Annotated in this window: 9 protein-coding genes; 1 reads left to right on the plus strand and 8 read right to left on the minus strand. The window is 33.4% G+C overall.

Features of this window, described 5'->3' with window-relative positions:
• Positions 1-16: 16 nt before the first annotated feature.
• The 8 genes from ACXKY9_RS31435 to ACXKY9_RS31470 all read right to left on the minus strand — a co-directional run bounded on the left by ACXKY9_RS31435 (position 17) and on the right by ACXKY9_RS31470 (position 23,447).
• Positions 17-865: a 3-hydroxyacyl-CoA dehydrogenase family protein gene (locus ACXKY9_RS31435; RefSeq protein WP_000473347.1), complete on the minus strand. Its 849-nt coding sequence runs from the start codon at positions 863-865 to the stop codon at positions 17-19.
• A gap of 40 nt (positions 866-905) precedes the next feature.
• Positions 906-2,123, minus strand: a complete 1,218-nt coding sequence (locus tag ACXKY9_RS31440) for an ACP S-malonyltransferase (RefSeq protein ID WP_001028177.1) — start codon at positions 2,121-2,123, stop codon at positions 906-908.
• Positions 2,124-2,142: 19 nt separating this feature from the next.
• Positions 2,143-3,270 (minus strand): GNAT family N-acetyltransferase, encoded by a 1,128-nt coding sequence (locus ACXKY9_RS31445; protein ID WP_016090572.1) that lies wholly within the window; start codon positions 3,268-3,270, stop codon positions 2,143-2,145.
• Complete coding sequence (locus ACXKY9_RS31450) at positions 3,267-4,415, minus strand: acyl-CoA dehydrogenase family protein (protein ID WP_040120039.1); 1,149 nt, start codon at positions 4,413-4,415, stop codon at positions 3,267-3,269. The genes ACXKY9_RS31445 and ACXKY9_RS31450 overlap by 4 nt, the downstream gene beginning before the upstream one ends.
• On the minus strand, positions 4,412-4,675 hold the full coding sequence (locus ACXKY9_RS31455; RefSeq protein ID WP_000368639.1) for an acyl carrier protein: 264 nt from the start codon (positions 4,673-4,675) through the stop codon (positions 4,412-4,414). Before ACXKY9_RS31455 ends, ACXKY9_RS31450 begins: the two co-directional genes overlap by 4 nt.
• 32 nt (positions 4,676-4,707) lie before the next feature.
• Positions 4,708-7,362 carry a condensation domain-containing protein gene (locus ACXKY9_RS31460; protein ID WP_016090570.1) on the minus strand — a complete coding sequence of 885 codons (2,655 nt, stop codon included), beginning with the start codon at positions 7,360-7,362 and terminating at the stop codon, positions 4,708-4,710.
• Positions 7,363-7,680: 318 nt separating this feature from the next.
• Positions 7,681-13,404 carry a non-ribosomal peptide synthetase gene (locus ACXKY9_RS31465; protein WP_016090569.1) on the minus strand — a complete coding sequence of 1,908 codons (5,724 nt, stop codon included), beginning with the start codon at positions 13,402-13,404 and terminating at the stop codon, positions 7,681-7,683.
• Between the two features lie 26 nt (positions 13,405-13,430).
• Positions 13,431-23,447 (minus strand): type I polyketide synthase, encoded by a 10,017-nt coding sequence (locus ACXKY9_RS31470; protein ID WP_016090568.1) that lies wholly within the window; start codon positions 23,445-23,447, stop codon positions 13,431-13,433.
• Between the two features lie 1,859 nt (positions 23,448-25,306).
• Between ACXKY9_RS31470 and ACXKY9_RS31475 the strand changes: the two genes are divergently transcribed.
• A complete protein-coding gene (locus tag ACXKY9_RS31475) occupies positions 25,307-25,531 on the plus strand; it encodes a hypothetical protein (RefSeq protein WP_016090567.1) in 225 nt (74 codons plus the stop codon).
• Positions 25,532-25,639: the final 108 nt, after the last annotated feature.

The following is a 25,639-nucleotide window of genomic DNA, read 5'->3' on the forward strand; positions in this document are numbered from 1 at the left end:
TTTGTAATTTTTAATTTTAATAAGCGTAAAAACCTTTACCACTCTTTCTACCACATTCACCTGCATCCACCATCTTTTTAAGTAATGGACAACATCTAAACTTTGGATCTTGATATTCCTCATAAAGTACATTCAAAGAATGTAATACTGTATCTAACCCAATTAAATCTGCTGTTTCTAATGGACCCATTGTATGTCCAAAGCATTTTTTAAATATATCGTCTACCTGTTTAGGCGTTGCTACACCATCCATTACAACCCAAGCCGATTCATTCATGAATAAGTGGGAGATACGGTTAGAAACAAACCCAGTCTGATCATTAACCACAATTGCATCTTTATCTAATTGTTTGAGGAAAGATTGAGCTTTTTCGACCGTTTCATCTGAAGTTAAATACCCTCTAATAACTTCTATAGATGGTTTCATATATACCGGATTCATAAAATGCATTCCTATTATTTTATCTGGACGCTTTGTTACTCCTCCTACTTTTGTTATTGAGATACAAGACGTATTGACTCCAAAAATTGTATCCTTTTTACATATCTCATCTAATCTTCTATAGATCGGCTCTTTAATTTGCCAGTTTTCTGGAACATTTTCTACTATATAATCACATTCAGCCACTTCATCAAGATTAGTAGAGCTACTTATTAACGAAAGTACTTCTTCCTTATGCATTCTAGGAAATGCTTTATTAATTAGAGGAGCAAAGCGAACTGTCTCTAATATTTTCTCTTCCGCTATTTCTAACTGCTCTTCTGTAACATCAATTAATACCGTTTCTAGACCATGCAGCACTAAATCTACTGCCATGCCGATCCCCATTGTTCCAGCACCTACAATACCAATTTTCTTGAACATTTATCCATCATCGCTCCCTTAATATATTTATAATTTATATCTAAAAACTTTTACATTGAAGAACTCTTTGCAGGTAACGTTTTTGTTCTCTCTCTTTAATCTGTTTTTCAGTAAGTGCTGTTTTCATCATTTGGATTGCTTCTTCTACATCACTTTTCTCCACTGAATACCCCGAATTAATTTTTTCTTCCAATTGACTTTGGACCTTTTGAAATGGGAGTACTACCTTTTTCTGATAATCACTTAAATCTGTATTATAATTTTTTGTACTTACAACTACAGTTAAACACCCTGATATAACTTCTTCATAATCAGATTCTTGTAATGTAAAAGAATTTTTTGTATTTAGGATATCTTTCTCCCTTTCATAATTAAATGTCGATATAGCAGGGTTAATAGCTTGCAGAAGATACTTCAAGACTTCCTTTGGTCCCATTTCAATAGCTTTCATAGACCCTTGATTCATTAGATAGTGAATCATGTCCAACCATTTCACAGGCTTTATTAATTGTAAGTAAAGGTTTTCTCTTATATTTTCTACACCTTTATACATTGAACTATCATGATTCGCTATGACAGGTACTAATGGCTGTTTCATATCTATATTTTCTAGTACACTCTTATATTTTTCAGCAGCAGGTTGCATCATAGGAGAATGAAATGGCCCACTTAATTTAAGGGGGATTGCAATTCCCCCATGCTCTACTACCATTTCACAAGCTAACTGAACCGCAGAGTTTGTACCAGAAATTGATGTTTTATTTGGAGTGTCATAAGCCGATATATATACTTCCTGTCCCTTGGTTAACAATTCTGAACAAATACCTTCAACAATTTCTGGAGCAAGATTGTTAACCCATGCCATAGTTCCATCTATAGTCAATGCATAGCTACTCAAAATCGTACTACGTTCTTGTACTAATTTTAAGGTATCTGAAAATGCAATTGCTCCAGAAGCACATAGAGCTGTATATTCTCCCAAAGAATATCCAATCATTGCCTCTGGTTTATTGCCTATTTCCTGTTCAAAAACTCGAAAAGCTGCCATGCTAGTTGTTACTAAAGCAGTCTGTGAATTTTGTAACTTTTCAAGGTCAGCTTTGTATATCTTCTCCATACAAAGGGAAGCCATGTCTATTTTTAGAGTGTCACTTGCTTCTTCAAATATCTCACGTGCTACAGGGAAGTTTTCATAAAGGTACTTACCCATTCCAGAATAATGGGATCCTACGCCAGGAAACATAAATACAATATTCATCTTTTTATCTCCCTTTTTTTCATCTTAAGCTATCTTCAACTCTATCTAATAAAGCTCGTCCCTCTTCAGTTTTTCTTAAATTCACTAAATCAACTACATAGCGAATATCTGATACATCATTCCATCCTAAATCCAGTGCAAGATTCATATGCTTTAACGAAAGATCGATTCTATCAATTAATGAATAACCACATGAAAGTAAAAAGTGATGCCATGCATTTAAATCTCCTACAGTACGAGCTTTTTGTACAAACTCACTAGCTTTATTAAAATCTGAATAGTATCTTAGTTGATGGTATGCGGTAAAAACGAAATTATCTAATTCGTTATAAGGAAACACATAAGCTGTATAGGTTTGAAGATTTGTGAATCCAACTTTTCCCGCTAGTTTAATAGATGGAATACGAAAATCCTCTGTCTTCCAATGTGGTGTTCTTCCTTGTTTTAAACAGTCATCCAAGAATGCTCTTGCAGCCAACCAAGCATACCCTTTACCTCGCTGGAATAAATCATAAGTATTAATTCCAATTTCCACATCAGTATCTGTTGCAAAAACCGATAAGCAACTAGTTACAACTTGTTCATGTACCATTACTACATAACCAAATCCATTTCGGATGAAATCCTGAGTTGACTCCCAAAAATCAACAATATCATCCCGTACCATTGCGAACTTTTTATCTGATAGCATGTCGATTGTAATGCGTTCCACCGTTACCTCATCAGGCATATTAGGTTTAGATAACTTATTATAAGACTCCGGATCAAAAGTAAATGTTACTCGAGTGTAAGGTTTAGGAATAAACATTTGCAATTGTTCCTCGACAACCTGTTTCCATTTTGATTCGGGTAATAATTCAACCTGAAAAAAGTCATCCCCTATCTGCTGAGCCTCAGGTGCAATTACTTCTTTAATAAAAGTTGGTAGACTTGAAACAAAATTACTTGTAGGATCACCTAATAAATAAAAAATTTCTTGTTCTGCCCATACAAGTGCACATCTAGGGTTATTAGGATTATCCACATAAATATGTCCCTTATTGTAACCATGAACTATACCATTCAGTATTGGATGGTTCTTATAATCAACGAGAAGTGGAGATATTTGTTTGAATTCATCCTTTTCTTTTACCAATTCATAAATCATATTCTTAAAAGTCCTCCCTTTTGAGAACAAGTGTGAAGTGCATGCTGCGCAATAATTGGCTGAAGTACCTGCGAGGTACCTTCAATAATTTCTAAAACCTTTGCTTCCCTAAATAAACGCTCAACAGGATATTCTCTTGAAAACCCGTTTCCACCAAACACTTGGACAGCGTTTGTGGCTACCTTCATAGCCATCTTTGAGGCAAAATATTTTGCAATGGTTGTTTCAATTACAGCATCAGTATGTCTATCCTGACGCTTTTTCCCAGCCTCTTGGCATAACGAACGAGCTGCTTTTATATTTACACTTGCTTCTGCTAAAATTGTTTGAATTGCTTCATATTCACATATATATTTATTTCCTTGTTTTCTTCTTCTTGAATAAGCTACCATTGCTTCTAGTGCTTCTTGAGCAATGGCTACTCCCGCCCAGGCAATACTATATCTACCATGATCAAGAGCTGTGTTAACTACATAACTCCATCCACCCCCAATTGGTCCTAACAAATTTTCAGCTGGTACCTTTACATCTTGCAAATGAATCTCAGCTATATGCGAGGAATTACTTGCTAACAGTTTACTCATTTTATTTGTAGAAACACCCGTCATTGACCGTTCAACAATAAAAGCGCTAACTTTTCCCTCACTAGACGCAAAAACTAAAAAACAATCCGCAATGTCAGCAAAAGAAATCCATTTTTTGTGCCCATTAAGAATAAAATGATCATTAACTTGTTTATAGGAAGTTCCAACAGCTTTTGCATCAGAACCAACCTCTGGCTCAGTTAGGGCAAATGAAAATAATAGGTTCCCCTTTGCCATCTCAGGTAACCATTTTCTCTTTTGCTCTTCAGTCCCCCACCTTTTAATTGACTCCCCTACTAAAGATACATGAACTGTAAGTAATTCACGAACCGAATTACAAGCTTTACCAATGATTTCAGTAAGACGACCATAATCTAAAGAATCAAGAGAAAGCCCACCATATTCTTTTGGTATCGTTGCACCCAATACACCATAACTTGAGATTTCTTGTATCACATCATAGGGAAGCTCTTCATTACTTTCAAACTCACTTGCTCGAGGCCGAAGCTTCTTTTCCGCAAACTCATCAACTACTCCCAGAATCTCTTCTGCATTACTCATACTGTGAAATTCCCATTCTTCTTTTTGTTAATTAGATCAACCATATTATTAATAGTAGAAAAGTTAATAATATCAAGTTCATCATTATCTACTACTATATCAAACTCCGTTTCTATGAAATTTAACATTTGCATAGCAAAGAGCGAATTTACATAACCTTTTTCAAATATGTTGTCATCATTAGCAACAATAGTTTCCTCTGCATTAAAAATAATAAGATTTTTTTTAATGTATTGACGTATTTTTTCATGATTATCCATGTAATTACTCCTTCTGAGACCTGGGAAATCAATTAACCTATATCCCAATTAAAATCAGTCTCTATTTTTATTTTTTCTTTCTCCTGAGTCGCAGATAAAACAAGTTCTTTTTCCTCACTTGTTAACATTTGAATATCTTTTAGACTAACATTAGGATGAGTTGTTATTTCTTCTAATAGAAGGTTAAATCGCCGTCCAAATTCTACTATTGTTGATTTATCAAATAAAGATGTAGCATATTCAAAAGTGAATTCATATATATCTTTATTTTCTTCAGCAATAAGAGTTAAATCAAACTTACTTGTTAGTGTATCTGTGTTTGTTTCCGTGCTAATTTCTAATCCATCCACAACTGTATGTTTTTCATCCGAATTTTGTAATACAAACATGACATCAAATAAAGCACTTCGGCTTAAGTCTCTAGAAAGATCTAATTTTTCCACTAACTGATCAAATGGATACACCTGATGTTCGAAAGCTTCTAACGTATCGTTTTTCACTTTTTTCAAGTGATTAATAAAAGATTGATCTGGATTTATTTGATAACGTAATGCAATTGTATTTACAAACAGCCCCATAAGAGGTAACAGATCAGCATGCGGCCTACCTGCAACTGGTGATCCTATAATGACATCCTTTTGTTCCCCATGCTTGTACAGAAAAATAGTGAAGGTAGCCATAAGTAACATAAAAGGTGTCGTATCAGTTTCTAGTGCTATTTTTTTTATTTTCCGAGTAATTTCCTTGTTTACTTGGAAATTATATTGTTCACCCTCAAAACTCTTTACAGGTGGCCGACCTCGATCATATGGTAATTCAAGAACTGGTATATCCCCTGAGAATAATTCTTCCCAGTATTTCTCATGGATATCAAATTCTTTAGAAGATAATAATTTTTGTTCCCACACAGCATAATCTTTATATTGCAAACGATTTTCCGGCAATGTTTCCCCAGCATATAAGGCCTTAAAATCATGCATAAAGATACTTAAAGACACGCCATCTGTTATGATGTGATGAAGGTCAATTACAAGTAAATAACTATTATCTTTTAGCTCCTTTAGTCCAGCCCGCATTAACGGAACCTTAGAAAGATTAAATGGTTGCAACCATTCTTTATAATCTCCCTTTATCATTTCTAGCTCAAATGTTACCTGTTCTAATACTCTCTGTACTAATTGATCCCCCTGCCACTCAAACTGTGTTCTGAGTATTTCATGGCGTTTAATAAGCTTTTCAAAGACTAATTCTATCCTTTTCCGATCCACCGTTCCTTTAAGAATAAAACAACTTGGTACATTGTATGTCATCTGTACCCCATCCATCTCTTGTAGTAACATCATTCTTTTTTGAGTCGATGAAACCGGGTATACCTCAGATTCCGGTACTATTTCTATCTCTTGCAACCTATTTTCTTTTGAATTTTTAATAAAATGACTTAAAGTTCTTATTGTTGGATACTCAAAAAGATTTGCTAATGATAATTGCACATTAAATTCTTTCCATATTTTAGCGTTGATTACAGTAGCATGAAGGGAATGACCACCAAGTGCGAAAAAATTATCTTCCACACCAATACAAGGATTACCTATAACTTCTTTCCATATATCAACTAGCTTTCTCTCCATATTATCGAGTGGTTTTACATAATTAGTAGTCTCTTCTATCGATGGCGAAGAATCTATGATTACATTCTTTGTATTACCTTTTATAACAGAAACAAGAAATGTCATTATTTGTTCAGCTAAATTTTGCTCGTATTCTGCAGCATGGTGAATTTTATCTGAAATGTTTACTATTCCTTCTTTAGTTACTGATTTTGTTAAGTGCATTTTTATCAATGATCCACGAATTACTCCCCAATTAGCAGCTGCTGTCTTCATAGATTCAGCGATAGTTTGGAAGTCCGAGTGATAACGCTCACCAAGAAACGAAAGCATTTTTGAAAACTTCACTCGGCCATCTACAACTTGACCTAAATGTGAGAATAACGGAACATCATTAAAGTCTAAATATCCATCTGTCTCTTTATTTAAATCAAACCTACTTATTAGTTTCGTAGCAAAAAGGTGCATTTGTGAAAAAATATGTTTTTCATCTTTTATATGTTTTATCCAATTTGACAAATCGGTTGTAATTGATTGTATGTCTGTGATTTCATCTTCAGTAACTTTTAAAGTACTTACTTTTTGATAACCCTTATGAAAAAGTTCTGTTGAAAGTTGTGCATTTTTAACCATAAAATATGGATCGGTAATAATGAAACAGTCTTCTTCGGGCTCATATCCTACAATAACAAATGAATGAACAATATGATTTTTTAGATAATTCTCATCCCAAGGAAGCCAGTATGCATTCATGGTTACCACCACAGGAAATCCCGAGTATAATTGTTCTAATATAATTTCAAATCCTTCATCGGATGAATCTGTATCAAATATAGTACTTTTTATACCATGATATTTTTCTAAATCACTTACAAAATAACCAGACTCTGTATATAAACCATCCCCTAGATTTCCATTATCGACAGGAGAAAAACCAAAATCCCATAATCTAGCGTACATTAAATAATGTTTACGCTTAAACCAATTAGCTAACGTAGCAATTACATCATCAATACAATTCTGTTCAGAACTTTTACAAGGCTCAACATCATATAAGATTGAAGAAGTATAATTTCCCATTTACTCACCTCTATATTTTTACCAACAGGAAAAACTATTGTAATTTGGTTATTTCTCTATACTAAGTTGACAGAGATATGTATATCTTCTTTAAAAATCTATCAATTATTATTAACGCATTTCATATAAAGAATCTTATTTCTCGAATCACTTTTTTATTTTAATCATTCTATAATAAGGAGGAGAATTCCCTAACTCATAGTCACCAGAATAAACACTAACATTCCAGAAAGCTAAGAGGGAAAGCTCCTTTAATCCCACAGTATAGCAAGTGTAAATTTAAACTCTTAAAAGTCGTGTTTACAATATGAAGTAATACTAATTATTTTTCTTTTCTGCTATATAAGCAGCTAGTTGTTTAATATTGCGTTTTGTATATGCGACTAAGTCGTCCGTATTAAGATTCTCGTTTTCTAAAGCAAGATCAAGCTCAATAGCTAGTAGAGAATTTCCTCCTAAGTCAAAGAAATCATCCTCTACACCGACAGCTTCAATCTTCAATATACTTTTCCATATTTCAACCAAACGAGATTCTAACTCATTACTAGGAGACATCATACTCTCCTCCTCATTCTTAGGTAAAGATCTAGGTGAAGGTAAGGAATGTCGATCAACCTTTCCACTTGGTGTTAATGGTATGTTTTCAACTTCAACAAAGAAAGTAGGTATCATATAACTCGGAACTAATTTAGCAAGATGCAATTTCAAATCAGAAATGGATACAGGTGATTTTGCTACGAAATAAGCTACAAGTTTTTTCTGCCCATCTTCATCTTGAATGTCTACTATCACTGCTTCTTTAATTGCATGATGTGAAGATAAAGCATCTAAAATTTCCCCTGGCTCAATTCGATATCCTCTAATTTTTAATTGTTCATCATTTCTACCGAGGAATTCTATATTCCCATCAGGTAACCAGCGTGAAAGATCTCCTGTCCTGTACATTTTCTCCCCTTTTACAAATGGGTCTGGTAAAAACTTTTCTTCAGTTAATCTCATTTGATTTACATATCCTCTTGCAAGCCCTTCTCCCGCAATATACAGCTCTCCTACCGCGCCAATAGGCTGAAGTCTCTGTTTTTGATTAAGTATATAAAGCCTTACATTCGGAATAGGCTTTCCAATAGGAATAGTATTATAGTTTTCACTTTCTTGAAGTGAAAACGTACTTGCGATAACTGTCGCCTCAGTAGGACCATACATATTTTCTATTTGAGTCGATAGTCGATGCTTTTTAAACTTATTAACCACCTCATGTGTCAAAGCTTCACCCGCAAGTAATATATACTTCACTTTATTTAAAACCTGGCAATTTTCATTATTAAGTGTATTTACGAAAGCTCTAAACATAGACGGTACAAAATTTAATAATTTCACATCATATTTATCTATAGTTCTTAAAATTGCTCTTGGGTTTCGATGTTCCCCATTGTCCATTATTACTAATTTACTACCTACTATGGTCCACCCAAACAACTCTAGAACAGATACATCAAATATATAAGGTGTCTTTAGTAAATACGTATCTGATTCATCCATAGGATATAAATGAGACATTGAAAATAAGAAATTCACAATACTACAATGTTCAATCATGACTCCTTTTGGTCTACCTGTAGAACCGGAGGTGTATAAAATATAAGCTAAGTTATTTGATTTTCCAGCAACTTCCAGGTTGCTTGTATCACCAACGTACAAATTTTCTTGCTTTAAATCAATAATCTCTCCTACAAATGGAATTTCACCTACGTATTTAGATTCTGTAAGTACAAATTGAGGATTACAATCCTCTAAAATATGTTCCATTCGACGCTTTGGATATTCAGGATCAATTGGTACATATGCAGCTCCAGATTTTAGCGCAGCAAATATAGCTATAATCATTTCTACGGATCTTTCCACAACGATACCAATTTTAGTTTCCTGATCTACACCTTTTTGTCTAAGAATACGAGCAAGCTGATTTGCTCGATTATTGATATACGAATAACTGTACGGTATATCATTTGAAATAACTGCGATTTCTTCTGGTTTATTTTCAACCTGATCCTCAAAAAATTGATGAACTAATTTACCCTGAGTAAAATCTAATTTTGTATTATTAAGTTCATTTAACATCCTTGTGGATTCACTTTTACTTAAAACATTAACGTCTTCAATTTTCGCTTCAGGATTAGCTACCATCCACTCTAGCGTATTTATAAAATGCATCATAAACCGCTCTATAGTTTGCGGATAATATAGTCCTGTCGCGTATTCCAATTCTAATCGCAGACCCTCTTCTTCCGGAAATACTTCTATACTCATATCTACCTTTGAAGCTTGATGCTTAATTTCGTATGATTTAAATGTAATATCTTTTATTTTTTCTGATGTTCTTCCGATATTCTGCATTACTAACATGACATCAAATACAGGATTTCGATTAGTATGATAAGCCATGTCTAACTTATTTACTAACTCATCAAATGGGTATTCTTGATATTGAAATGCTTCTAGCGCATTTTCTTTTACTTCATTTAAGAATTGAATTATCGTCTTTTCCGCTTTAGGATGATTTCTCATAGGTAGAGTATTTACAAACATACCTATGATAGGCTCAAGATCATGATGAATTCTTCCTGCAATTGGAGAACCTACTATAATATCTTCCTGTTGCGTATACACATGCAATACTATATTTAGTGACGAAAGAAGTACCATATATAAAGTAGCTTCTCTTTCATCCGCAAAGGATTTTAATTTATTAGAAAGTTCAGGTGTTAAATGGAATACTAATCTATCACCTTCAAAAGTTTGATTTAGCCCACGTGGCTTATCGGTTGGGAACATAAGAATTGGTAACTCACCTTTAAACTTCTCTACCCAATACTCTTCAATTTCTTTCAGCCCTTCATCATGTAAACGGTTGGTTTGCCAATTGGCATAATCTTTGTATTGTATTTTAATAGGCTCTAAGGCTTTGCCTGAATATAAATCTATAAACTCTTTTTCTAACTTCGCTAAAGATACTCCATCTGCTATTATGTGATGAAGATCAAATAGTAACAGATATTGATTGAATTCTAATTTCATTAAACCGACGCGCATAAGTGGAGCCCTATCTAACTGAAAAGGACGAACAAATTCCTGTATTAGCTCTTCAATTGTTGATCTATCAGATTTATATAAATGTTCAATTCTAATATCTAAACTATCATGAATAAATTGAACTGGTTCACCTTTAATAAATTGGAATGAAGTTCTTAATGATTCATGACGTTCTACTAATTCTTTGACACATTGTTCTGCCTTTATAAAATCAAACTCACCTTCTATTAACATTGCACCTGGTATATTGTAGGCAGTTCCTATTCCAGCAAAGCGGTTTAATATATATAATCTTTTTTGTGAAGAAGAAGTTTGATAAAATTCTCTATCAGGTACGATCTCAATTTGAGAATAATTTTTCTTCCCTTCATATTTCTCTATATACTCCGCTAATAGCATAATTGTAGGCCTTTGAAACATTTCACGTATAGGTACATCTACACCTAAACGTTTATATATGTGTGAAACAACAGAAGTAATTTGTAATGAATTACCTCCTAATTCGAAAAAGTTATCATTCACACCTATTTTCTCTATTCCAATTACTACTTTCCATATCTCAGAGAGCATTTGTTCAATTTCATTACGTGGTTCAATAAATAAAGCTGTGGATTGCTCCCAAATTGGATCTGGAAGAGCTTTCCGATCTATTTTACCGTTTGATGAGATTGGAAACTGCTCAATCGGGATGATGTATGCAGGAATCATATAAAAAGGTAAATACTCTCTAAGGAATTGGCGTACCTCTTCTACTTTAGCTGAAGAATTCATAACAACATATGCACATAAAACCGGAGCATCTTCTCCCTCTTTTTTACGTGTAATTACAATAGCTTCACCAATTTCAGGATATCGTAATAGTTGCTTTTCTATTTCTCCTAATTCAATTCGTAATCCACGAATTTTGACTTGATCATCCATACGGCCTAAATATTCAAGATTTCCATCTGGTAACCAGCGAGCCAAGTCTCCAGTACGATATACCTTGTCATCTATAATAGAAGAACCTGTTTTGGTGATTTGTATAGGAACAAATTTGTCCATAGTTAACTTAGGTTGATTTAAATACCCTCTTGCTAGCCCTTCTCCTGAAATACACAACTCTCCAGGAATTCCAACGGGTTGTAATTGTTGATTATCACCCATAATATAAACTTTTTGATTGGCTAGAGGTCGTCCTATTGGTAATTGATTCATAAGTTCTAACTTATCGTGCTGAACATGATAACATGTAGAATCTACAGTAGTCTCCGTAGGTCCATAAGCATTTGTTAAATTAGGTTGGCAGTTCTTATTAAATAAACCAAGGAATTTCCGCGCTAATTTCGGTGGTAATTCCTCTCCAGCAATAATAAAATGTTTAAATGAATATTCTATTTTTTCATCTATAAAATTAGTTAATAATCGAAGATGCATCGGCGTTCCATCCGCGATATTTATTTGCTTTTCTTGATAAAAATTAATTAGCTTCTGCCCATCAGTTCTTGCTTCCTCTGGTACTATAAATAAACTATTTCCTAATAAAAGCGCACCAAACATGTTTTGTACTGAAGCGTCAAACTCAAAAGGTGAAACTAACCCGATTCGCATAGAGGAACTATATTTATCATATATTTCATTTTTTAACCCGAATATTAAATTTACAACACTACGATTTTCAATCATAATTCCTTTAGGATTACCTGTTGTTCCAGAGGTAAAGATAACATATGCCAAATCGTAAGGTGTACTTACTGAAGGTAAACTAACCAATTCTGTTTCAAGTAGTTCATTAAAACTTACCATACTACAATCCTGGATTTCCCTTGTAAAATCTTCACTAATAACTTCTGGTTTTACTATACAAAGTGGAGATTTACATTCTTTTAGCATTGCCTCTATCCGTTTATACGGCAAATATATGTTAATAGGTAAATAAGCAGCCCCACTTTTTAAAATACCTAGCAATGCAATTACTGCATCAATTGATCGATCCATCATAAGGCCAACAATGTGTCCTTTTCCAATTCCTTTTTTATGTAGAGAACTGGCAACCAGATCTACCTTTTCTTTTAATTGAGCGTATGTTATTTCTCTTTTGTCATCAGAAACAGCAAGTTTATTTGGATTATGCATGACTTGTTCTTCAAATAACTGTATCACCGTTAAATGATGCGGGTAATCTAACTCAGTTTGATTAAATGTGATTAACTCTCTTATATCATTATCACTAACCCAATCTAAATCTATATGCGGCGTATTCGGTTGTAGTAAAGCTTGCTCTAACAAGTCTATAAAATGATGACCAAATCGCATAACAGTAGATGTTTTGTATAGATGCTCATTAAAATACATATCAACTTCTATACACCCATTTACTTGACGGAAAGAGAATATAATCTCAGCATTGCTCTCACTTAAATAATTTAAATCTTGAATTTCCTCTAGCAAAATTGCAGTACGGAACGGATAATTACGCCCCTCTGGAAGGTAGTTACTCAAAACCGGTTGTAAACTTTCCAATGGGAAATTTTGATGTTCTAAAGCATTAACCATTACTGTACTAACATGCTGGAGAATTTGTCTAAATGTCATATGTTCCTCAAGACCATGTCTTAAAACTAACAAATTATTAATAAGGTTAGTATCACTGTCTTGTTTTAAAACAGGTGTACCAATGCATATATCTTGCAATCTAGTATATTTATTTAACAGCAAGGTAAGTCCAGCAGTAAGAATCATGTGCAACTGAAGATCTGATCCATTTGCTAACTTTAAAATCTTCTCGGACAATTCCTCTTTTAGTTTTATGTTAACATTTGATAAATTCACCTGTTTGTTTGATGTCCGGTAATCATAAGGGAAATGGCAGTCAGCCAGTTCCCCTGATAAGTTTTCTAACCAAAATTCTCTTTCCTTTATTCGTTCATTTGCGGCAATTACTTTATCTTTATTTGCTATTCGTTCAACCATAGTTACTCACTCCTGACAATAATCAATTAAAAGTTAAAATCCCCAAAATCTACTGATACCTTAACTGGTTGCAGTTCTTGAATTTCTTGTTTAAATGAAATATCTTTTAATAAAATTTCAGGATGATCTACAATTTGTTCAAAAATCTCAACATAACGCTCACATAACTTTTGAACCGTGTCCCTAGTATATAAAGAGGTTGCATATTCCATAGTCAGTTCAATTGTATCTTCCAATTCAACCACTCTTAGCAATAAATCCATTTGTGCGCGCTTAAAGTCGTGATCATATGTCCTTAGTTCTAAACCATCGATAAACATATGATCTGCATCCATATTTTGCATAACAAATGAAACATCGAAAAGTGGGTTCCTATTATACGTGCCCTGAAGTCCTAATTTATTAACCAGGTCCTCATATTGACATTTTTGATGTTCAAATGCTTGTAAGACCTGCTCTTTTACTTCAAATAGGAATTGAGTAAACCTTTGTTCAGCTCTTGGATAGTTCCTTATTCCTAACATGTTTACAAATACTCCTATAATATCTTGTAAATCCGCATGCGGGCGACCAGTAATTGGTGAACCAATAACAACATCCTCTTGGCCAGTATATTTACCTAGCAAAATATTATATACAGAGAGCATCAGCGTATATAATGTAGTTTCTTCTTTTGCTAATAAACGCTTAATTTTCTTGGTAACATTTGAATCAATAGTAAAGGATATTTTACTACCTTTCAGATCTAATATTTCAGGTCTTGTATAATCAGTAGGCATATTCAAGACAGGTACACCATCTTTAAATTGCTCTAGCCAATACTGTTCATGTTTGAGAGCAATTTCTTTTTCTTTTTCACTTTGCTGCCATTCTGAGTAATCCTTATACTGTATTTTTAAGTTTGGTAATTTCTCTCCTGAGTAAAGCGCAAATAGATCTCTAACAAAAATATCATAGGAAACTCCATCGGTTACTATATGATGTAAATCAATAATTAAAATATGTTTTTGTTCTTCCAATCTAATTAACCCTACACGGAAATATGGAGCATTATTAAAATTAAATGGGCGAATAAATTCATTAATTATTTGTTCCACTTCAGATTCAAAGCCCTCAATTTGAGTAATATGGAAATCAGCATGATCATGAATAATTTGTACTGGTTTATCATTTTTCATTTCAATAGTAGTTCTAAATATCTCATGACGCTTAATTAATTGAGTGAACGCCTTTTCTAAACGTTCAATGTTTAATTTTCCATTCAAAAGAATAACGGAAGTATCATTATAAGCTGTACTTTCTGGATACAATCGGTGTAATACATAAAATCTCTTCTGAGCTGAAGAAAGCTGATAATGAGATTTAGGTTCAGCTGGAACAATAACATCAAATTCACTCTTATCTGCCCTTGAAATATAATTTGCTAGTTTCTCAATATTTGATAGAGTAAAGAGCTCTTTAATAGGAACTTCAACATTAAACTCTTTATGAATTTTTGAAACAATAGTAATAGCCTTAAGTGAATCTCCACCTAGTTCCAGAAGATCATCATGAACACCAACTTCTGAAACTTTAAATATATTTCTCCAAATTTTTGAAAGCTTTTCTTCTACCTCATTGCGAGGTGCTACATATTCAGTCAAGAGTTGTGGTCTAGAATGGTATAACGTAGAATCTAATTCTTCTTCCTTCTCATCATTGAAAGAATTTAATAACACCCATTGATCAATACGCGCTTGCAGTTCTCCTGGAGAATGAATCAGTACTTCCCCTTGTTTCCATGACAGTGCTATATTAAAGGCCTGAACTCCTTCTTCAGGTGTCATAGATAATTCATGTACACTTGCACCTATTTGCATATCTTTTTCTTCATCTTCCCAGTATTTCCAATCACTCCAATTGACACTTATCCAAGGTAGTTTGGAATAACGATTTATATATTGTGCAAAAACATCCATGTATATATTTGAAGCAGCGTATGAAACATAACCTAATCCACCTAAGACCGCTGAAATTGAAGACATTAGAACACAAAAATCTAAGTCTTTATTTCGTAAGCACTCTTCTAAATTGAGAAGACCATAAATTTTTGCAGAAAATTGTTCCTCACAGTCCTCTTTTTCAAGTTCCTGAATCAAATTAAAAGTCTTTCCACCGAGAATACCTGCACCATGAATTACACCATTAATCTTTCCAAATTTTTGTTCTGCCTTATGAATTGCTTCGTATAGTTGTGATTGATCTGTAACATCAGCAGCAAGTACATAAACTTTAGATCCCGTTTCTTCTATCTCTAAAACTTTACGAATTCTGTCCGAATACATCGTATTTTCCTTCAAATGCATATCCCACTCATCACGATTTGGCAGACCTGTACGTGTAAGAAGAACTAAGTTGGCTTGTACAGTTTGAGCCAAGTGTTTCGCAAGAATTGTACCAATACCTCCGAGTCCTCCTGTAATAAGGTAAACTCCATTTTTTCGTAAAGGCAGTTTCTCTTTAGCTGGCTGTTCTAGTTGTAAAGGCTCGTAAGTTTGAACAAATCTTTTATTTCCTCGATAAGCAATCATCTTATCATTCGTATTTGAAAGACATTCTTCTACTAATTGATTTATTAACCTATTCTTCCATTCTTTGTTTAGAGGTAAAACAACATCAACACTTGAACAAGAAAGATAAGAATACTCTTGCGGAACAACTAATGACGTTCCAAGTACAGTTGATTTTTCTGGAATTAATTCTTCATCACCAATCACTTGTTGAACACCATTTGTAATGATTCGAATTGAGATTGAATCAGAGATATTCTTGTCTCCTAGTGCCTGAGTTAAGTAGAACATTGAATAGAATCCTAAGTTTTGTTTACAATTTACATATTCAATTGAGGCTTGTCTTTCCTCATTGGTAATTCCCCACATATGAATTATTCTTGTAGGTAAACCATATATTTCTTGTACTTCATCCAATAACTTAACGTAATCTGTACGTTCTTCAGGATTTATAATGAAGCGATCGTTATTCTCCTTATTAAAAGCAAAGCCAGGTTCTACTGTAACTACTCTCTGCCCTTTATTTAATAAGTCCTTAACTAGTTCATTACCTAAACCTTCTTGATCTACAAAAACAATCCATGTCTCATTCACATCATGATTTGGTTCAAACAATGTAGAACTTTTCCATTGCGGCGTATAGAACCATTCAGAAATGTTGTTATTCTTACTAATTTTAGATTGCTTACTATTAAGCTTTTGACCTAAATCATACGGATTACCTTGTAATTTATAAGATATTTTATTGAAAGAATACATTGGTAATGGGATACGTCTTCTCTTCTCATCTTTATAAAATTGTTCCCAATCTACAGAAATACCTGTTACCCACATTCGAGTGATGTGACTGAATAAGAAATACATATCTGATACATCTTGTTGAACAGATCGAACCGTATTAAATATTCTTTCATTACCATTTTCATAGTCTAAAAGGCGACTAGTAAGCCTACTAAGGTCATTTCCAGGACCAATCTCTATGAATAGACTTGTATTGTCCCTATTCAACTCTTGAATTCCATCAGAGAATCGAACAGTTCCACGCATATGTTTTACCCAATAAACTGGGTTTGTTGCTTCTTCAGGTCGTATCCAAGTACCGGTCAAGTTTGACAAATAAGGTATTTTGGGTTCTCTAAGTGTCAATGTACTAACATAGGAAGCATACTCGTCCAGAATTGAATCCAGTTCGTGTGAATGTGCTGCTCCTTCTATTGTTACTCGCATACACATTAAACGCTTTTTCTTTAATTCATTTTCAAAATCTACAATTGCTTCTTCTGTCCCAGAAACTATACAAGCAGGGCCATTAACTACCGCTAAAGAAATGGTATGTTGATATTCTTTTTCAAAAGAATTAATCAAATGAATTAATTCCTCTTCTGGAAGTGGAACGCTAAGCATTACTCCTGCAGGAAGACTACTCATTAGCTGACCTCTTTTTACAACCAATTTAAGTGCATCTTCTAAAGTAAATACTTCTGCTAAACAAGCAGCCACATATTCACCAAATGAATATCCAATCATTGCTTCAGGTTTAATTCCCCAACCCATTAATAGTTTCGCAACTGCGTATTCAAACGCGAAAAGAATTGGTTGACTAAATTCCATTCTTTTTAATTTTTCCGTCGCCTCATCAATACTGAAAGTAGTTGGGTATAACACTTCTTTCATGTTTACATTCGTAACAGATTGAAGGATTGCAAAGCATTCATCCATAGCTTCACGGAAAATTGCCTCTTGTTCGTATAATTCTAACCCCATGTTTACATATTGCGATCCGTTCCCAGAAAACAGGAAGTTGATTTTAGGATGTTCCTCTTTTACATTTGCATATTGTACTCTTCTTCCGTCTGGCTGGTTTAATTGTTCAATTCCTTCTTGAGTACTGGAACAAACTAAAGCTCTCCTATGCTTGAATTCCTTACGTCCAATTTGCAATGTATAACTAGCGTCTGCCAAATTCAAATGAGGATTCTGTTCAAGGTGATTTCCTAAATTCAAAGTCATACGATCCAAAGCATCTTTCGATTTTGCCGAAATCATTAACATCTGGTATGGTCTACTATTTGAGGTTGCTTCAAGCTTTGGTGCCTCCTCCAAAATAATATGTGCATTTGTACCACCAATACCAAATGAACTAACACCTGCACGTAATGGTTTATTATCCTCTTTCCACTCATTTAATTGTTGATTTACATAAAAAGGTGTATTTTCAAATCCAATTTGCGTGTTTGGTTTTGTGAAATTCACACTTGGCGGAAGAACCTGATCTTTCATCGCAAAGACCGTTTTAATTAGACCAGCAACACCAGACGCTGCATTTAGATGGCCTACATTTGCTTTAACAGATCCAATTGGTACAGATTGTTTTTCATTAGAGTTAAACACTTCACTAAGCGCCTTGATCTCAATGGTATCTCCTAGTTTAGTAGCAGTTCCGTGTGTTTCAATATAGGAAATGGACTCAGGTTCTACATTTGCTTCATGTTGCGCCATTTTAATAACTTCTACTTGGCCCTCTACACTAGGTGCAGTGTAACCAATTTTCCGATTCCCATCATTATTAATCGCCGTTCCTTTTATTACTGCATGTATAGTATCCCCATCATTTATAGCTTCCTGTAAAGGCTTCAGAACAACAATCCCAACACCGTCTCCAAAAAGCATTCCATTTGCATTTTCATCAAAAGGACGACAATGACCATCTGAAGAAAATAGCATTCCTTCTTGGTAGGTATAACCTGCTTTTTCAGGTTGAGTTAATGTAATTCCTCCAGCTATAGCAATATCACAATGCCCCTGTAATAATGCTTGGCTTGCATTATGAATAGCCACCAATGATGTTGAACATCCCGTAAAGATATTCATACTTGGTCCTTTAAGGTTAAATTTGTAAGAAATTTGAGTACTAAGCGAGTCTTTGTCGTTAAGTAATGAAATTAAAAATTGCCCAGCTGGTTCATTTGCCTCTGATAGAGTAGATAACACTTGCCAATATAAGTTAGGAGATGCCCCACTATATACACCAATTAGGCCCGGGTAGGTCTCAATATTATATCCAGCATGTTCAAGGGCAGACCACGCACATTCATGGAATACTCGTAGTTGTGGATCCATTAATGATGCATCTTGAGGTGTATAATCAAAGAATGGAGCATCAAAATTATCAGTACCCTCCAAATACCCTTTCGCTTTAACATAATTAGGGCTTTTTACTTCCATAGGATTCACACCAGATTCAATTAACTCTTCATCTGTAAAAAATTGAATAGACTCTGTACCAGACTTTATATTATTCCAGAATTCATTTACATTCTGTGCTCCAGGAAAACGTCCATCTATTCCTATAATTGCAATATCGTTATCTTCTTTCGTTTTTCGATTAAAACGTTTTGTATGTTTAACTTGATTCTTTTGCTTATCTCCACTTAAGTATCTCGCTAAAGAACGAATACTTGGATACTCAAACATAACTCCAATTGAAATCTGTTTTTCTAATCTATTAATTAATCTCTCATGAATTTGAATTATATGAAGTGAAGTTGCACCAAGATCAAAGAAATTTTCATTTACATTTACAGTATCAACACTGTAAAACTCTTTCCAAATCCCTATAATTATTTCCTCTACTTCATCTTGATTTCTGAACTTATCTCCCGTTTTCGTTTGAGTTTGAGTTTCCAATCCAGAAATTCGTTTACGAGAATTCAGATTAATCCATTGATCAAAACGTTTATTTAAATCTCCTGAAGAAATAATTACCTGATTTAAACCACTTAAACCAAGCACACATTGGAATGTTTTTTGTCCTTCCTCAGATGTCATTTCAAGCGCTTCTATACTTTGAGCATTGAATATTTTATTAACCTGTTGAGCTCCCGTGTACTGCCAATCTCCCCAGTTAATACTGGTCCATCGATTATTAGATGTATTACTCACTTTGTCTGAAAAACTATCTAAGTAAAGGTTTGCTGCTGAATAGGCTACAAAACCTAATCCACCCAAAATAGGTGAAAGTGATGAAACAAGATAACAAAAATCAAGATCATAATTACTCAATAACTTATCAAGAACTAGCACACCATGTACTTTAGGAAGAAATTGCTCTTCACATTCAATCCTACTTATCTTTTCCATTGGACACTGAGCTGATTTAACACGTAAGACACCTGCTGCATGAATTACTCCATTTATGTGACCAAAATTAGCCTCGGCCTGATGAATCACGTTTCTCATCTGCTCTTCATCAGCAACATCTGCAACAGCTGTCATTACTTTTGCTCCCAATGACTCCAACTTCTGAATATGGTTAATACGTTGACATAATTGTTCATTTTCAATCTGCTCGTGAAGAATCTGATCCCATTCTTCACGATCAGGAAGAGCTGTTCTACTAACTAATATTAGTTTAGCCTTTACTGTACGCGCCAAATATTCTGCTAATTTAAGGCCTACTCCTCCCATTCCACCAGTAATTAAATAAACCCCTTCCGATCGAATATTCGGAATTTTTGAAGCTAATTCATTTTCATTTATTACTAGCATTTCACTTACTTTTTCATCAGGTATAGGCTCATAGATTCGAATGTAACGAGTGTTATTTCGAATTGCTATTACAGTGTCAATAATGTCCGTTTGAATTTCAAAATATAAGTTTGATATTAATGCTTCTTCATTATCAGACAACATAAAATCTACACTACGGCATCTAATATTTGGATACTCTTGCGGAAATACTTTTATAGGAGCCAAAAGAGTAGATTTTTCTGCAATAATAGACTCGTCTCCTACTACCTTTTGCATATTATTCGTCATAACATTTATATTGATAGGATAAAGTAAATTAAATTTACTAATTGTCTTTGCAAGTGATATTAATGAATAGAATCCAGTATCTAAGGTCTCGATACCTAAATCCTTATTATCGACATTCCATAGGTGAACAATCTCCTCTGGTAAACATTCTTGTTTTTGTAGCTCATTAAATAACTGATAATAATCTTCTTGTTCAGTAGGGCATATTGTAAATTCATTTAAACTAATCTTTTTATATGAAGGACCCACACCGACTGTTATAACACGATGTCCATCTCTTTCAAGTTTTTCTTTAAGAGCTAAGCCTATATGCTCATTGTCTAAAAATAACAACCAACTTTTAGTAGATCCTTTAGTTACATCTACAATTTCTTTTTCCATCCACCCTGGAGTATAGAACCACTCAGCTATATTAGAACGTTTCTTTATCGATGTTTCTTCATTATTAGTTATATTTTGCTGTTCAGCTGGATCTATCCAATATCGCTTTTTCTCAAAAGGATATGTTGGTAAGGCAATACGTAATCTATATTCCTCTTCATACAGTTTACTCCAATTAATTTCTACCCCTAGCTCCCACGCTTGTCCCAATACCTCTAACAAGTCGTTTCGTAAAATAATCTGATTATTATTAATTTCAGAATTTAATAACTCTCCAATATGTACAATAACAGAATTAGGATTTACATCCTTAACTTGTGTTAGAAGTTCTACTTTTTCTCCATGCATCCATTCTGTCTGTAACTCTGTATAGTTCTCAACTAATTGATTCAGGACATCTTCTGGCTTAAGAGATTTATTATAAATATCTGAAACCATTCCAGCTAGGCCTGTATCAATAATGTTAGAAGGACGTACATCACATTCAATTAATACATCAATAATCGATTGCAAGCAGACGAAGAAGGTTAAATCTTCAACCAAGCTATCATCTGTTCCTTTAAAGAATGCTTCTTTCAATGCTTTTCCAGTATACATTTGGGCATCAGTCATATTACGCTCAAATACTTGTAAAAATAATGGTTCCTTTTGGTATAGTTCTTTTACATTCTCAATAATTGATGAGTATTCGCTAGGTAACACAAATACCAAATCTGGATTTTCTTGTATTTTCACGTGAAAATCTTTAACTGTTTTTAAATTGTCTATGGCGCTATCTATATCCTTACATAAGACCGCTCTTCTATACGGAAATGGTCGACGGCCAGTTTGCAATGTGTATGCTACATCTGCTAATTCAACATCTTTATTAGATTCCAGATATTGAACCAAATTTACTGTAGCATTATTTAAAGCTTCTTTTGATCTAGCAGAAAGAACCATTAACTTTTTCTCTCTAGTAGAAGCAGAACTTTTAACTTTAGGCGCTTCTTCTAATACAATATGAACGTTAGTTCCACCATATCCAAAAGCACTCACACCTGCTCGAAGGAGATCATTATCTTCACTTTGCCAATTCACCAAATCAGTATTGATATAAAATGGGCTATCTATAAAATCAATTTTCGAGTTAGGGCGCTTCACATTTAAAGTTGGCGGGAGTTGTTTATGCCTCATAGATAAAACTGTCTTTATAAGTCCCGTCACCCCTGCAGCTGTATCTAAATGACCTACATTACTCTTAACAGAACCAATTGCACAAAAAGATTTCTTGTCCACATCTTGAAACGCTCTCTTTAGAGCCTCTACTTCGATAGAATCCCCTAATGGCGTTGCCGTCCCATGCGTTTCTATATAACTAATTGTAGAAGGATCAACTTCAGCAAAACTATGAGCTGCTTGAATTACTTCAGCCTGTCCCTCAACACTCGGAGCAGTATAGCCTACTTTTCGACTACCATCATTATTTGCTGCTGATCCCTTAATTACACCATATATCGTATCTCCATCAGCAATCGCATCTTCTAATCTCTTTAGTATTACCATACCTACACCATCACTAAAAACTGCACCCTGGGCTTCTGCATCAAAAGTACGCACTTTACCATCAGGTGAACTTGTCATTCCTTCATGGTATTTATAACCATTCTTTTTAGGATACGTTATAGATACTCCACCTGCAGCTGCAATAGAGCATTCTCCAGTTAACAATGATCTACATGCAAGATGAATGCTCAAAAGAGATGTAGAGCATGCTGTATATAATGTAAAACTCGGTCCCTTAAGTCCCAGCTTATAGGATGTAAGCGTTGAAATTGCATCTTTATAGGAAAGAGTACCTGCCTCTGAAAACTCAACCACACTATCACTGTTTAATAATGGCGTGTGCTTCATCCAATTAAAATTAGTAGATGCTCCTACATATAACCCTATTAATCCTTCATAATCAAATGGATTATAGCCTGCCATCTCTAATGCTTCCCATGTCGTTTCCTGTAACATACGGATTTGGGGATCCATTATTTTCGCTTCCCTAGGTGTATAAGCAAAAAAGGATTCATCAAAATATTCTACTTCCTCCAAATACCCTTTTGCTTTCACAAAATTAGGATGTTGTAAAACATCTAAATTAACACCTTCTTTAATTAACTCATCTTCAGTAAATGTAGAAATTGAATCAACACCATTTTTTAGGTTATCCCAGAATTGGTTTATTTCATTTGCACCTGGAAATTTACCTGCCATTCCAATAATCGCTATTTCCAAACCAGTTTTACTATCATCTTGATGCTTCATTTTCACTTTCCTCCTATTTTGTTTAATTCGGATTTTCTATGCTTTACATACTCTTAGCTACAATATTTAGAGCTAATACTTCTATTTCATAAACTTAAGCAAAAGAAAAAACACATGAAATTACCCATAAAGTAGCTAAAGTGATTTACATATCTGACAGAAAACAAAAAATTTTAATTACGATTTCTATTCCTGGATTTCAATGATATTTTGAGCACTCATTTTTATTCTAAAAACCTAATACTTTGGTAATAATTCTGTTAATATTACACTTTATGTAGTTAGTAACATATTCACAAGAAGTTTTCTTTAAGAAATTAATTTGTAGAGTAATAATTTTGTAGGGGTTTTATGTTATTAAATTAAGCATACTTTTTCCAATATCATATAGAAAAAAACAAAAAAGTGACATACAGTGAATATTGAGAAATAAAATTCATTTATTCCATATCTAACCAAAATAGAACGAATTTTCAATTTTAAATTAGATTTTCTTGCATTTATAATTGCATTCTCTATAAATCATCTATGTTGAGCTTTTAAACGTTAAACATCAATGAAGTTATATGCGAAATTTTTTATTTTAGATGAGGATCTATACGTGAATTCATTCAAGAGGAATTACATATACTACAGATTTAATATTCTTCATAAAGTTATATACATAAACTAAATTCCTTCAAACGTTTTAAGAAAATATTGAGGATGAACATCGTTAGTGGAACGCTTCCTACCGAAGGCAAACTTATTTCTAGGATTGCTGACTTACAATTTTGCATTGTACTACTCCTAAGACAGACCAAATAAGTTCATATGCTACAGTACTGTTTATCCTTCCGTTCATGTTGTTGATTTTCTGTTATGTTTTGATATGTACAGACAATATTTTTATCTTATACCCATAGCTATTGTCCTACAGACACTTTATATTATCTTCAAACCCACTATTTCACGAAACTGTAAAACTAAAACCACTAAATTTCCGAATAAACTGAAAACTTATGAGAAATTGACAAGAAATCTCAATAAGATCTTTTCAATATATCTTAACTTCAAACGTATGGAATCAGGACTCAATAATGATGCTATACAGGGAAATATTCTACTAAATAGAATTACTAAAAGAGATATCTATAGAGAGCTCGGATGTTAAAGAGGCTACTTTAGATTTTGTTGAAGAAATATCACAAAATGTAGAGCAAGGTGCAGCTGTAAAACCCTCTCTTCTTAGACGAGTAAAAGCGGCTTTAACTGATATTAACTCAATGGTTGCTCATTACTCCCAAGTTGCAGCTAAGATTAGCCAATTCATTAGCATAATTTGAAATATCACTTTTTGGGAAAATTCAACTACAAAATTAAAATTATTTTTACAATTCGCAAAAACCGTCGTTAAATAACCAAATAAAAATCCAGTGATATCAGTATGTTTGCTTAACATTACTAGGTTCTATGATTTTAACATTTTGTATATTTTGAAAAGCTCGTTTTGATATGTCGAATAGCTTCGTATATTAAAAAAATTAATATTCATAAAAATAAATATTAATTTATATGTTTTTATAAACATATTGAATTTATGATTTTTTTACTACGGGAGGAAGAATTAAAATGGAACATATTAATTTAGTATCTTTAGTTAATGCTAAAAGTAAAATAATGGATGGGAAGCGATATATTATACACCAAGTCGGCATAAGACTTATCATTATGAATTTTATCAAAATTCGCAAGATAAAAGTGCACATAAGGTTATTGGACAGGAATTTGATAATGTAATTGTTGTAATAGATTCTCATTTTATCTATTATAAAAATCTATTAACAAGTAAGAAGGATTACTATTATGATAATATAAAAATGCTCTATCAGATGGTAACAAGGGCTAGAAAAAAACTGCACATTGTTATCATTGATAATGAGGAAATCTTAGAGAAATGTTTAAATATTTTAAAATCTAATAGACAGGTTTCAGGCCAAGATAAAAAGGGATTTTTAAAGAAATATCTAGAAATTCTAGAATCTAATGGAGAAATTACAGACCAAAAAATTGAAGGAAATCATGAACAGCAAACTTTAACATGAAAGAAACGATTTTTATATGCTAACAGCATTTTAATGAAAAATATTAAAACATAATTTGAAAATCAATAAAACTCCCATAATGAACACAATATAAAATATAAGAGCCTT

Source organism: Bacillus sp. 2175 (genome assembly GCF_057812155.1).

Bases quoted from the DNA above. Each gene is read 5' to 3' on its own strand.
- ACXKY9_RS31455 (WP_000368639.1), bottom strand. From the start codon at position 4,675: ATGGATAATCATGAAAAAATACGTCAATACATTAAAAAAAATCTTATT.
- ACXKY9_RS31445 (WP_016090572.1), bottom strand. From the start codon at position 3,270: ATGATTTATGAATTGGTAAAAGAAAAGGATGAATTCAAACAAATATCT.
- ACXKY9_RS31440 (WP_001028177.1), bottom strand. From the start codon at position 2,123: ATGAATATTGTATTTATGTTTCCTGGCGTAGGATCCCATTATTCTGGA.
- ACXKY9_RS31450 (WP_040120039.1), bottom strand. From the start codon at position 4,415: ATGAGTAATGCAGAAGAGATTCTGGGAGTAGTTGATGAGTTTGCGGAA.
- ACXKY9_RS31470 (WP_016090568.1), bottom strand. From the start codon at position 23,447: ATGAAGCATCAAGATGATAGTAAAACTGGTTTGGAAATAGCGATTATT.
- ACXKY9_RS31435 (WP_000473347.1), bottom strand. From the start codon at position 865: ATGTTCAAGAAAATTGGTATTGTAGGTGCTGGAACAATGGGGATCGGC.
- ACXKY9_RS31460 (WP_016090570.1), bottom strand. From the start codon at position 7,362: ATGGGAAATTATACTTCTTCAATCTTATATGATGTTGAGCCTTGTAAA.
- ACXKY9_RS31475 (WP_016090567.1), top strand. From the start codon at position 25,307: ATGCTCTATCAGATGGTAACAAGGGCTAGAAAAAAACTGCACATTGTT.
- ACXKY9_RS31465 (WP_016090569.1), bottom strand. From the start codon at position 13,404: ATGGTTGAACGAATAGCAAATAAAGATAAAGTAATTGCCGCAAATGAA.